At 47.3% G+C, this 13,301-nt stretch carries 11 protein-coding genes; all 11 read right to left on the bottom strand.

Annotated features, from left to right (window positions below; genetic code table 11):
- Window positions 1–33 precede the first annotated feature (33 nt).
- Window positions 34–1,644, bottom strand: a complete 1,611-nt coding sequence (gene cobA, locus MH117_RS22510) for a uroporphyrinogen-III C-methyltransferase (RefSeq protein ID WP_239332700.1) — start codon at window positions 1,642–1,644, stop codon at window positions 34–36.
- Between the two features lie 5 nt (window positions 1,645–1,649).
- Complete coding sequence (hemC, locus tag MH117_RS22505) at window positions 1,650–2,582, bottom strand: hydroxymethylbilane synthase (RefSeq protein WP_239332698.1); 933 nt, start codon at window positions 2,580–2,582, stop codon at window positions 1,650–1,652.
- A complete protein-coding gene (locus MH117_RS22500) occupies window positions 2,579–3,277 on the bottom strand; it encodes a precorrin-2 dehydrogenase/sirohydrochlorin ferrochelatase family protein (protein ID WP_239332696.1) in 699 nt (232 codons plus the stop codon). Before MH117_RS22500 ends, hemC begins: the two co-directional genes overlap by 4 nt.
- 4 nt (window positions 3,278–3,281) lie before the next feature.
- Complete coding sequence (locus MH117_RS22495; RefSeq protein WP_239332694.1) at window positions 3,282–4,109, bottom strand: cytochrome C assembly family protein; 828 nt, start codon at window positions 4,107–4,109, stop codon at window positions 3,282–3,284.
- A gap of 30 nt (window positions 4,110–4,139) precedes the next feature.
- Window positions 4,140–5,531, bottom strand: a complete 1,392-nt coding sequence (gene hemA / locus MH117_RS22490) for a glutamyl-tRNA reductase (protein WP_239332692.1) — start codon at window positions 5,529–5,531, stop codon at window positions 4,140–4,142.
- A gap of 301 nt (window positions 5,532–5,832) precedes the next feature.
- Window positions 5,833–6,378 carry a hypothetical protein gene (locus MH117_RS22485; RefSeq protein WP_239332690.1) on the bottom strand — a complete coding sequence of 182 codons (546 nt, stop codon included), beginning with the start codon at window positions 6,376–6,378 and terminating at the stop codon, window positions 5,833–5,835.
- A 252-nt stretch (window positions 6,379–6,630) separates the two neighbouring features.
- Complete coding sequence (speD, locus tag MH117_RS22480; RefSeq protein WP_028543558.1) at window positions 6,631–7,029, bottom strand: adenosylmethionine decarboxylase; 399 nt, start codon at window positions 7,027–7,029, stop codon at window positions 6,631–6,633.
- 380 nt (window positions 7,030–7,409) lie between these two features.
- Window positions 7,410–7,997: a non-ribosomal peptide synthetase module gene (locus tag MH117_RS22475; protein WP_239332688.1), complete on the bottom strand. Its 588-nt coding sequence runs from the start codon at window positions 7,995–7,997 to the stop codon at window positions 7,410–7,412.
- A 203-nt stretch (window positions 7,998–8,200) separates the two neighbouring features.
- A complete protein-coding gene (gene yihA / locus MH117_RS22470) occupies window positions 8,201–8,863 on the bottom strand; it encodes a ribosome biogenesis GTP-binding protein YihA/YsxC (RefSeq protein ID WP_239332686.1) in 663 nt (220 codons plus the stop codon).
- A 201-nt stretch (window positions 8,864–9,064) separates the two neighbouring features.
- Window positions 9,065–11,389, bottom strand: coding sequence for an endopeptidase La (lon, locus tag MH117_RS22465; RefSeq protein WP_239332684.1), 2,325 nt, complete (start codon window positions 11,387–11,389; stop codon window positions 9,065–9,067).
- A gap of 112 nt (window positions 11,390–11,501) precedes the next feature.
- The gene (gene lonB / locus MH117_RS22460; protein ID WP_239332682.1) at window positions 11,502–13,217 is read right to left on the bottom strand and encodes an ATP-dependent protease LonB; all 1,716 of its coding nucleotides are present in this window, start codon (window positions 13,215–13,217) and stop codon (window positions 11,502–11,504) included.
- Between the last annotated feature and the right edge of the window lie 84 nt (window positions 13,218–13,301).

Here is a 13,301-nt window from a genome sequence, read left to right as displayed (position 1 = left end):
CCATTGTATTCATCAGTATGCAATAGACGTTATCTAGCAATATTCTCTCATTTCTCGGCGCTGCAGTTCCACGACATGCAGGATGCTCTCCATAACACCGTCCATCGTTGCTTCTTTCGCCACTGCCGCTACTTTCAATCCGGCATTCCGCGCTGTATTCGCTGTAATCTCACCAATACATATGATAATGGTCTGGTTCAAAAGCTCTACCGCATTCTCTACCCCAGACTGATGGAGCAATTCGAGCAGGTTATGAACAGTAGACGAACTGGTTAACGGCACAATTTGAATTGCACCTTCTTGCAGCAGCTCCACCATATGCGGATCGTTGTTGTCGGGAAGGATTGTTTCGTATATGTCAAGCTCATCTACCTGTATCTGAGCACCGCGCAACATCTCGCCCAACCAAGGTCGCGCAAGATCACCTCTCGCCAGAAGCACTTGTTGTCCTGGTTGTGCTTCCTGCTCAAGGATCGACCATACCCCTTCTTGACTAAACTGTTCCGCGACTCGATCAGGAATAATTCCGTACTCCTGCATGGCCTGAGCCGTCTTGGGCCCTACTGCCACCATGCGCGCCCCTGCTATACGACGAATATCCGTCTTCGTACGCTTCATATGCTCCATCCAGTATTGGACACCGTTTGCGCTTGTCAGCACGATCCAATCATAAGAATGCAGTCTAGCCATAACACGATCAATCTGCTCCAACTGCTGCTCGTCACGAGGCATACGAACCTCAATAACCGGATACTCGTACGGTTCACCGCCAAGATCTTCAATCGCACGCACAAACGTTTCTGATTGTGTGCGTGCACGTGTGATCAGTACACGTTGCCCGAACAACGGCCGCATTTCTGCCCATTGCAGCAGTTCACGTTCAAGCACAACATCACCAACCACAATTACAGCAGGCGAACTAAAGCCTGTCCGTGCTACTTCATCCGCAATTGTGGACAATGTGCCTACAAGGGTCTGCTGCTCAGCACGCGTCCCCCAGCGAACGATGGCTACTGGTGTTTCTGGCGAACGTCCGTGTCGAACCAATTGCTCTGCAATAACACGAATTCGCCCAACTCCCATAAGAAACAACAATGTGCCTGTTGCTTGTGTAAGCTTTTCCCAGTCCACACGCTCATCCAGTCGTTCGGGCATCTCATGTCCGGTAATTACACTAAAGGAAGATGCACGTTCCCGATGGGTAACGGGGATACCTGCATAAGCGGGAACCGCTACTGCAGAAGTTACACCCGGTACAATCTCAAAAGGCACGCCGTGCTGCTTCAACAGTGCTGCTTCTTCTCCGACACGTCCGAATACGCAGGGATCGCCGCCTTTAAGCCGAATCACACGCTTTCCTTCCAATGCCAACTCAACGAGCAGTTGATTGATCTGTTCTTGCTTCATAGCGTGCCGGTCTGGAAGCTTCCCGACATATATTTTGACTGCGCCTGGTTTAGCCATCTGTATCAGGCGTGGGCCAGCGAGTCGGTCATAGACGACCACATCTGCTTCTTGCAAATAACGCATGCCCTTGACTGTGATCAGCCCTGCATCCCCAGGCCCAGCTCCAACCAAATATACAACACCAACCGTGCTCACTTCTAAGCTTCCTTGCATGACGCCACGATCGCTTCCCCCCATAAATATCAACCCCTCAATGGACCAAGTAGTTGTTCCGCACCCTGGCTCAGCAATTCTTCCGCTACTGCATTTCCCAAATTCTCAGGGTGATCGCCCTCTTTAACAACTTTAAGAATAGTGCTACCATCTGGAGAGCCAACCATGCCTGTCAGCGTTAGTTGTCCAGTCTGCTCATGTTGAGCAGCATACGCACCAATTGGAATTTGACAGCCGCCGTTCATACGTCCTAAAAATGCCCGTTCCGCCCGAACAGCACGCGCCGTATCTTCACTATGGTAGTGTTCAAGCAACTGCAGCAGCTGCTCATCCTCTTCACGGCATTCAATTGCAAGCGCCCCCTGTCCAACTGCTGGAAGGCTAATATCTATTGGGATATGCGATGTAATCTTGTCCTCCCAATCCATCCGAAAAAGCCCGGCTGCAGCAAGGACGATCGCATCAAAACCTTCTGTTTGAAGCTTCTTCAATCGAGTATCGATATTACCTCGAAGAGGTTCGATGACCAGATCCTTTCGATAGGCTTGAAGCTGCGAGGATCGACGTAAACTGCTTGTGCCTACCTTAGCTCCTTGCGGAAGATCATCTATAGAGGAGCCTTTGCTCATAATTAGGCAATCGCGCGGATCAACCCGCTTCGGAATCGCACCGATGCAAAGACCTGTCGGCAGCTCCCAAGGCATGTCCTTCATACTATGTACTGCCATATCAATCTCGTTATCGATAAGCGCCTGCTCGATTTCTTTGACAAACAGCCCCTTGCCGCCAACCTTGGACAACGTCACATCTAAAATACGATCGCCTTTGGTCACTATCTTATGCATCTCAAATTCGAACGGCAAATCGTACTCACGGCAAATCGCCTCCAACGCCGCGATTACTTGGCCTGTTTGTGTTAATGCAAGTGCGCTCTGACGTGTACCTACACGAATCTTTCTCATTCTGCTTCCTCCCTGCTTAACGTCGCTGCTGTGTAATGTTGTTCCAACCACTCATTCCATACAGGAAAAGGAGCATTATGCTCCCAAGATTGCCAGCATGCATCTCCGTACTGACGGAGCAATTCATGTCTGGCTGGCCCATCTATCTTGCATTGCTGCACCTGTAACCGCGCGGCATAAAGATGCTCTGCCAGCAGACCAAGACGCTCATCAATAATGCGATCTACTTTGTCCACAATATGACGCGTCAACGTAGGACTGGCTCCGCCTGTAGACACATTAATCTGCACAGGCCCGTATCGCAAAACACCTGGATTCGTAAAATCCGACTGATCCGGTGCATGTGCTACGTTAACCATAACCCGTTCTTGCTTTGCATCCTCTGCGATCATCAAGTTCACTCTGTGATTATCCGTCGCCGCAAATATAAGAAAGGCATCCTTCACATCATCCGTTACATAGCCTCGTTCCTCAACCGAAATAGTGCCATCTTGCACGAAGCGCCAAAGCGTCCGTGTCAGCGTCGGACTGACTACGGTCACTTCGGCGCCACTTTCGAGCAGCTGCTTCACTTTTCGCGTTGCGACTTGACCGCCGCCTACCACAACGCAGCGCTTATGCTTTACGTTCAGCATAATAGCATACTGCGGGCAATCATCGATCAATGCAACAGTCTCTTGCAGCTGCTCATTCATATCATCAAGCTCCCATCCAGCGGTGGAATGTCGATACAGCATTAAGACCATAATTAAGCAACATCACCGCGTAACAGATCATATTAAAACATACAATTTGCAAACCTGTCAGTGATCCGCCTCGCCTCTTAATCAAATATACACCGTACAAAACTAGAACCGCTATTGTAAACCAGACTTTAAAGTCAAGGAGCAGCTCCATACGGTTCCCAAGAAGCACCGCAACAACGGCCACAGATAAAGATAATAAAAATAACGGCATGCCGATGGAACACGCAATAAAGGAAGATCGTTCCATTCGTTCCAAACTTGGGAGACGGCGAACAGCATCCGACCATTTCTTGGACTTCAGCCGTTGATGTAGAAATGCATACATCGCTGCGTAAATCGCACTAACCGTAAGCGCTGCAAATCCACATGCAGCAAGGGCAATATGAAACGTAAGGACGTTCCTCATCATTTCCCATTCTTTCATTACAGACGGCGCAGTTGGATCATTTAACATATTTACAATTAATAAGGCAAACCCGATTAAATTCACAAAAAAGACGATAAACTCAATATGGAAAAATCGGCTAATCACTAATGATGTCGTCACTAATATCCATGAGAAGAGAAACATAAATTCAAAGCTGCTGAACATTGGCACGTCCTGATGCCGCAATACGCGTACCAGCAAAAAGACCGTCTGCAGCACCCATACAAAAATAAGAAGCCCTGTGCCCATCCGCTTCGCTCTCCGATTCACACCTACAACATCAGAGAAATAAAACAGAAGGCTCAGGGCATATGTGTAAATAATCGCATCGTAGGTCCAACTACTGGTTACCATGTGCGCCTGTCGCCTCCCGTCATACGTCCATTACCATGTGACAGCAGCCCATGATAATGCAGGCTTTACCGGCTCCGGCTCATCCGCCGTGTCGCGTACTGGATGCGCTGCGCTCAACTTGGACGGCTGCTCATGGCTGCCGTTCGTCGCTGCTCGCTCATCTTCCAGCGCAAACAGCTCTGAGAAATAGTGCAGCGCCTCATCACCATTTCTGTTAGCGGCAAGCTCTTTAATCTGGAGAATCGGGTCATGCATCATCTGATTCAGCATACTCTTTGTGAGTCGGCGGATAATGATCGCTTCTTTCTCCGACAAGTCAGGGAGCTTGTTAAACATACTGTCTAGGGTGTCCTGATGAATACGCTCCGCCTTGGATTGTAGCGCTCGTATAAGCGGCGTGACCCCCAGCATATTCAACCACTGGTGGTACTGCTTAATCTCATGGGCAACCATATGCTCGATCTTGAGAGCCTCCTTGTTCCGCTGCGCCAGATTGCTCTGTACAATCCCTTCAAGATCGTCAATATCGTACAGGAATACGCTCGATAAATCTGCAATGGCAGGATCAAGATCACGTGGAACCGCAATATCAATTAAGAATAGGGGACGTGAGCGGCGTCGCTTCATAACTTGTTCAACGTCCTTCCCTGTTAACACATAAGAAGGAGATCCCGTCGAGCTAATAACGATGTCTGCTTCTGTCAGAAGCGTATCCAGATTGTCCAACGTGCAGGCCCGTCCTTTAAACTGACGTGCCAATTCCTCTGCACGCGCCAACGTACGATTCGCAACCATAACCTCAGCAGCACCATTCGAATACAGATGCTTTACCGTCAACTCGCTCATCTTGCCCGCGCCGAGTATAAGCACCTTCTTGCCTTGAAACGAACCAAATATCCGTTTGCCAAGTTCAACGGCCGCGTAACTGACAGACACTGCGTTGTCGTTAATGTTAGTCTCCGCATGTGCCCGCTTCGCTAAAGTGACCGCTTGCTTGAACAAATGGTTAAAACAAGTGCCAGTAGTCCCTTGCTTTTGCGCAAATAAAAAGGATTGCCGCACTTGACCTAATATCTGAGTTTCCCCGACCACCATAGAGTCTAGCCCTGATGTGACACGAAATAGATGCTCTACTGCCTGATCGTCTTCATAAATGTATAAATAAGGAGTGAACTGCTGTCTAGGTATGTCGTACCACTGCTCCATGAATCCTCGGATAAAATGTCCGCACATATGAAGCCTATCAACTACTACATACATTTCAGTTCGGTTACATGTAGACACGATGACACATTCAAGCACACTCTTTATACGTCTCAGCTGTTGAATCGCATCGGTCCACTGCTCTTCAGGAATAGCGAATTTCTCCCGAATTTCGACAGGCGCCGTACGATAGTTCATGCCGACGACTACAACATGCATGGATGCTCACCTGCTTTGCACATATTTAGAACATTATCGAGATAATAATAATTATCATTATAGCATAGTTCGACAACTTAACATCCGTTAAATTTGAATAAACCATGAAAATCATTCCAGTTAAACTGTTCTATATTGTCTCTCTTTACTAAGTTCCTTATACAACCGTTGATTTGAATAGATCCACATCTATTTTACTCAAATCAAGCTGCCTTTCGCAACGTTGTTTCTTCAATTATCTCCCCTTGCGCCGGATTACACACAACTTAGAAATTCTTGACCGCGCAAATAGCTTACAGCCTCACTTTTCTGCATCTGCAGTAAGAATCAGCATGTGTTGGAGCCGCTTTTCCGCGAACGCTAATTCTTCAATTTTCGAAGAGATAAGCTGCCCATTCATATTCATAATACCCTCATACTTTTGGCAGATTTGCGCCATTAGACCTACCGCCTCCGCTGCCATTTTTCGTTCTGCTTCACTCAACGGCTTATCACCGCTAATCTGTGCAATCGTGATATAATCCTCTATTTGCTGGAGAGAAGGCAGCTTGGGAAGTGTCTTCCCCCCTACAGCTTGTATTAGACGCTCATGTGCAAACGAAGCGGCATAAACGTTTGTTTTCCATTCATTCCAGTCAGCGCTTGTCGTCGCCTTACTAGCCCTCTGTGTCGCACCTTCAAGCATTCTCATATTTAAATTGACTACTTCGTATAAAGATCGTTCTGCATTGCCAGGCAGCTCTCTATCGAACAATACCGTGTACAACTGCATTAGAACCCACACTGTCAGAATTAGCACCAGCCCAGCCATTAGAACGCGGCGTGGCTTTCTTATTTTGCTCCGCATGACGCTCATGCCTCCTTCCTGAACATATCATAAAGGTTCATAAATGATAAACAATAAGCTGCATTGGATAAGCTTATCTCCTTATATGTATGCGGCAGACGGGCCGAGCAGGATATGAAATATTGCCTCCGATATGACAACTGTTGAAGAGCATACTTGTGGATACAAAAAGGCCCGCCGATGATGGCGGGCCTTTCTGCATAACATGTTCCTATGATACGTTCTACGTATCGGTAACACTGACAAATGAAATTATACGAGCTCAGAAACTTTGATTTCAGGCGTTACAACTTCCATCTCACCGATTCCGCGAACTAATTTTTTTGCATAAGTCTTCTCTGGTTTCAGTACGGAGACCAGGTAGTCAATTGCCAGCTGCGGGTCAACTGTTTCTCCACATGTGTAACAATCAATTGCAGCAAATCCACGTTCAGGATAAGTGTGGATAGAAAGATGACTTTCCGACAACAACACAAGTACTGTTGCTCCTTGAGGCTCAAATTGCTTGGCTTGAACAGATAGTACTGTCGCACCGCATGCTTCAGCAGCGTCCACCAGTTGTGCTTGGAGGTATTCAGCATTGTTCAGTAAGTCAAAGTCGACTCCCCACGTATCAACAGCAACGTGTCTTCCGAAAGTTGAGTATTCCATCTTTCGGTTCCCCCTTCCTAGGAATAAAATGTTTGAAAAAAATTTCATCCGCTAGGACCTACGTCATTCACTTCCCGAGGGAAAAATCTCTCGCAACATACAATGTCCTGAGTGAATCCTGGTTCCTATATTGTTTTCAACGAGATTAAAAATAACATCTTACAGCAATTATTGCAACCTTTTTTTTCAATCTTACATTAGACATTTGTTCCGAACATTCAGAACCCTTCATCAACATATGGTTCGGAAGCTTGTTCGGTTCATCACTTTTTACAAACAGCTTGTTCCAGTTTGTTCGAGAAATAAACCCCGCAGCCCTTACTGTATATATAAAAGAAGAAGACGGCCTCAGATGAGACCGCCTTCCTAACATTGCCAATTCAAGCTTCCAGTACAAATAGCTGATGAACCAATTCATTCAGTTGTTGATCAATATGTGTGATGTCCATATCCGTCATGGCGCGGTTGCGCGCGTCAAGCAGACGATTAATCCGACGTTGAATATATGAAATTTCTTGTTCCACCGTATCCTGTTTATACAATAGCTGCAGTTCACGAACGGTATCTTTATGCTCGTAGATTGTTCGGAATTGGTCGTCTTTATACTCCTCGATCTTCCGAACTGCACCTTCTACATAATAATAAGTCATTGTAAATCCTGCAAAAATACGGTTGACCACCGCTTCTCCGCGGAATGTCGCCACAAGTTTATGCATCACTTGAGTTAACTTTGGATGCACCAAGCGGCAAGACGTTACACAGACATACCGATTGCCTTGCTTCTCGAACAGGAAAGTAACCTCATCGCCCTGATCGTCCTCAAGAACCACCTCTTGATTACCGTTCTCCAATACTTTCACATGCCAGACTAATGACTGTCCGACCAAAGATTGTATAAATCGGGACAACTGAGTTTCTGTCAACTGCATACGGGCCTTCACATACTCTGTGGCTAACCGCCTAGCCATAAATATCTCCTCAATTCTTTAAACCTTCTGTTACTTATCATTATTATACTACATCATAAGCAACAATTCCTGTCGTTGAGGTCGCATATAGCTCTAGATTTCTGAAAAAATCGGAAGAATTCCGAATCCACACGTAAAATTCGTATTGTTTCTTGCATTCAAGCGAATCCTTAACGTATTTACATGCAATTAATCGAATTCATTTACACAAGCTCGTCCGCTGACGACTCCTGGGACAACCCCGCATTCACAGTCTTCGCTTCGTCTATTTCAGATGGACTCTGGACAGCATACTTGTTAATAATTTCCCACAATTCCTCACGGCCTGCACCTGTTTCAGCAGAGAACATAATAAGAGGGGCATCAGGTCGCATGCCCAGTGTCACTCGAACCTGCTTCAAGTGTTTCTGCCATTGGCTTTTTGGCAGCTTGTCAGCTTTAGTAGCAACGATACATAGCGGGATATTATAATGTGTCAACCAGTTATACATGAGGACATCATCTTTAGTTGGCGGATGACGAAGGTCAATCACTTGCATCACCAGCTTAAGCGGCTCACGTTCTTGGATGTAGGCTTCGATCATTTTGCCCCATGCCTCGCGCTGCGTCTTGGATACCTTGGCAAACCCATATCCAGGAACATCCACGAAGTATACATTTTCATTAATACGATAATAGTTTAATTGCTGGGTCTTGCCGGGCTGCGAGCTGGTACGAGCCAAGTTGCGTCGCTGAATCAGTTTGTTAATAAGCGACGACTTGCCAACGTTAGACCGTCCTGCTAGCGCTACTTCTGGCAGCCCATCCTCTGGATATTGCGCAGGGCCAACCGCGCTTATAATAAATTCAGCCGATGTAATTTTCATCGTTGTGCCACCTTCCTTCGTGTATGACCTAGAAACTTACACGGTGTCATTTTTAAATTTAGGTAAAATAAATGATACAATACTGCCGCAACCTCCAACTGCGTGTGCACTGAATCAGCACACGCAATCAAAACAACAGCGGGCGCAACACCGCGCCCGCTGAAAGGTCACATGCAACATGATACAAACAAACCGAACGGACTACTCTGCAACGATCGCATGCTGCAGCACTTCATCTAGGTTCTGCACAGGGACAAACGTTAGTTCAGACCGCACACTCTCTGGAACATCCTGCAAATCACGTTCATTATCGTGCGGGAACAACACCTTTCGGATTCCCGCCCGGTGCGCAGCCAAAGACTTCTCCTTCAGCCCACCAATCGGCAGAACACGCCCACGCAGCGTAATCTCCCCCGTCATGGCAACATCCTTAGACACATATGACTTCGTCAGGGCGGACACTAGTGCCGTCGCCATGGCAATACCAGCTGACGGACCGTCCTTTGGAATCGCGCCTTCAGGCACGTGAATATGAATATCCACCTTCTCATGGAAGTTCGATTCCAGCTTCAGCTGCTCTGCCTTGGAGCGAACATAGCTGAATGCAGCCTGTGCCGATTCCTTCATCACATCGCCGAGCTTGCCCGTCAGCAACAGCTTGCCGCTGCCTGGAACAACCGTCACCTCAATCGTCAATGTGTCACCGCCAACCTCTGTCCAGGCTAATCCAGTCACAATGCCGATCTGGTCATGCTGCTCGCTCTGTCCGTATCGATACCGAGGAATGCCTAGGTATGTCTCCAATTGCTCCGACTGAATCGTTACAGCCTCTGCCTTCTCCGAGACGATTCGCTTAGCTGCCTTTCTGCACAAAGCAGCCAATCGTTGCTCCAATTGGCGTACGCCAGCTTCACGTGTATACAAACGAATCGTTCTTGTTATGACCTCTTCGTCGAGAACCAGTTGTTCTTCCTCCAGCCCATGATCTCGCTTCTGCTTTGGAAGTAAGTGACGCTTGGCAATCTCTAGCTTCTCGAGCTCTGTATAACCGGATAACGAAATTAACTCCATCCGATCGAGGAGCGGACGAGGAATATTATGTACCGCATTCGCTGTTGTAACAAACATCACTTTAGATAAGTCCACAGGCAGTTCGATAAAATGATCGCTAAACGTATTGTTCTGTTCTGGATCAAGCACTTCCAACATCGCCGATGATGGATCACCACGGAAGTCCGAGGCCATCTTGTCGATCTCGTCTAGCAACATGACCGGATTCATCGTTCCCGCTGTCTTCAGCGCCTGAACGATTCGGCCCGGCATAGCCCCTACATAAGTTCGACGGTGTCCCCGAATTTCTGCTTCATCGCGCACTCCACCTAGCGAGATACGAACAAATTGGCGTTCCAGCGACTTCGCAATGGAGCGAGCCAATGATGTCTTACCAACACCCGGCGGACCTACCAGACAAAGAATCGGTCCTTTCATCTGCTTCACCAGCTGCTGAACCGCAAGATACTCTAGGACGCGTTCTTTCGGTTTCTCTAACCCATAATGATCGGCTTCAAGTATTTGCTCCGCCTTATCCAGGTCCAGATCATCCTCTGACACATTCGACCACGGCACATGGAAGAGCCAATCGATATAATTACGAATAACAGAACCTTCTGCAGAAGTAGAAGGCATCTTCTCCAGACGATCGATTTCTTTCGTAATCTTCTCTTTGACTTTATCAGGCGCTTCCAATTCACCTAATTGCTGCCGAAGTTCCTCGATCTCACCGGCACGTCCTTCTTTATCTCCAAGCTCTTTCTGGATCGCTTTCATCTGTTCACGCAGATAATACTCTTTCTGGGTCTTCTCGATCTGTTTCTTCACAGACTGATTGATCTTACGCTCCAGTTCAAGAACTTCACTTTCATTATTCAACATATCAAGCAGTTGAATAAGTCTATCTTTAACGTCGGCTATCTCCAAAATCTGCTGCTTATCTTTCATCTTGAGCGGAAGGTGACTAGCTACAACATCTGTAAAACGCCCAGGCTCATCAATATCGGAAACAGCCGCAAGTGTCTCAGGCGTCACCTTCTTCGAAAGGTTGACATAACTTTCGAATTGTGACAATACCGTCCTCATTAACGCTTCAATCTCTGGTGTCAGCTCGGTCTGCTCCTGGATGAGTTGAACCTGGACTTCGTAATACTCATCGTTAGGCACGTACTCAACAATCTCGGCGCGGGACACACCCTCCACCAATACTCGTATCGTATTATTGGGCAGTCTCAGCATCTGACGAACTTTAGCCATTGTGCCGATCTGGAAGATATCATCTTTAGTCGGCTCTTCAATACTGCCCTCCGACTGCGAGCTTAAGAGCAATATCTGATCTTCCAGCATTGCTTGTTCGAGCGCTTTTACCGATTTGTCCCGCCCGACATCCAGATGCAGAACCATGCTTGGATAGACAAGCAGACCCCTTAGCGGTAATAGAGGCAGCTTGCGTCCCTTTGCTAGTTTAAGCCCCATGATTATGGCACCCCCAAGGTTCTCCTGTTAAATGTGTAACTACCATTTTATCAAATTGCGCCACAAAACACCAACCGGCATCAGCCGATTTTGTAAAGAGATTAAAAGCGAATTAATCTGCATGGCTCGTTTCTGTCCCTTCGGCATGCATCAGCGGAACAGTCGAAACGGCATTACGCTCAAATAACTTCGGCACTTGCGGCAAATCTTCACGCATTTGGCTGCCAAATGTATGCTGAAGCACCTCTTCAATATGATCGATCGGAATAACTTGAAGTCCGTTCAAATTCGAGAAAATCTCCTGCCAGTTTTCTTTCGGCACCATAACTCTGGTAACACCCGCCTGAAATGCCGCCTCCACCTTAGCAAGCACACCACCTACTGGTTTCACACGACCATGAACACCAATTTCCCCTGTCATAGCTAACTTATGGTCCACAGGCCATTGATTAATAGCCGACGCAATGGCTACCGCCATCGCAATACCAGCCGATGGGCCGTCCACTGGCGAGCCTCCAGGGAAATTAATGTGGAGATCGTAGTTTGCCGTTTCATAGCCACAGCCCCTCAGCACAGTAAGCACATTTTCGATTGAACCTTTCGCCATGCTTTTACGACGGAGCGTACGACTGCCGCCACCAAGCTCTTCTTCGTCCACGACACCTGTAATCGTATACTTACCTTGACCATTCTTCATCCGTATCGCTGACACTTCTATTTCTAACAGCGACCCCATATTAGGGCCATAGACTGCCAATCCGTTAACGAGTCCGACTTGCGGTTCAATTCCAATCTTCCGTTCTGGACGAGGCGCGATTTGTGAGCTGTTCACGACCCATTCCACATCGGCTGCTTCTATGCTTGTTCGCCCTTCCGATAAGGCTAATCCCACCGCCAACTGTACGATATTAACCGCTTCTCGCCCATTGGTTGCATACTTCTTAAGTACGTGTACCGCTTCAGACGATGGGGGAAAGCCGATTTTTTTAACCGCGTTTTCAGCAATTGTCTCGATCTCTTCGGGCAATAAAGGCCGGAAAAAGATTTCCATGCACCGAGAACGCAGTGCAGGCGAGATCTCCTGCGGCGAACGAGTGGTGGCACCTACCAGGCGAAAATCCGCAGGGAGTCCGTTCTGGAATATATCATGTATATAGGTAGGGATATGCGTATCCTCCGAATTGTAATACGCACTTTCCAAATATACTTTTCGATCTTCCAAAACCTTCAACAGTTTATTCATCTGTATAGGGTGCAGCTCGCCAATCTCATCGATAAACAACATACCGCCATGTGCCTTTGTTACTGCTCCTGGCTTTGGTTGCGGAATTCCTGCTACCCCCATTGCCCCTGCTCCTTGATAGATTGGATCATGCACAGAACCAATCAGCGGATCGGCAATGCCGCGTTCATCGAATCGAGCCGTAGTCGCATCAATTTCGGTAAACTTGGATTCTTGATTAAAAGGCGAAGTCGGATTCTTCTTGGCTTCTTCCAGCACAACACGTGCAGCCGCAGTCTTTCCGACTCCAGGCGGTCCATATACGATGATATGCTGTGGATTAGCACTGCACAAAGCAGCTTTCATCGCTCGCAGACCGTCTCGTTGACCTACAATATCATTCATTGTTGACGGCCGCGTCTTCTCCGCAAGCGGCTTCGTTAAAGATATGGAACGCATCTTACGCAGTTTATCCATTTCTTTACGAGATTCTCTGTCTACCGCTGATCGGTTTGTTTTCTGGCTTCTTAACAGGTTCCAGAAATAAACTCCAATAACAATTGCAAAAAAAGCATTAATTAACATTAGTATTAAACTTAAATTCACTGATCTCATCCTCCCGTGACGCCTACAGCACCTAATCAAGGCGCAAAAAAAGTCCGGCAAAGTGTAATACTTGGTAGTATTGCC

The sequence above is a fragment of the Paenibacillus sp. ACRRX genome (assembly GCF_022346885.1).
Lineage (GTDB): Bacteria > Bacillota > Bacilli > Paenibacillales > Paenibacillaceae > Paenibacillus_B.
This window is presented reverse-complemented; position numbering and strand designations above follow the sequence as displayed.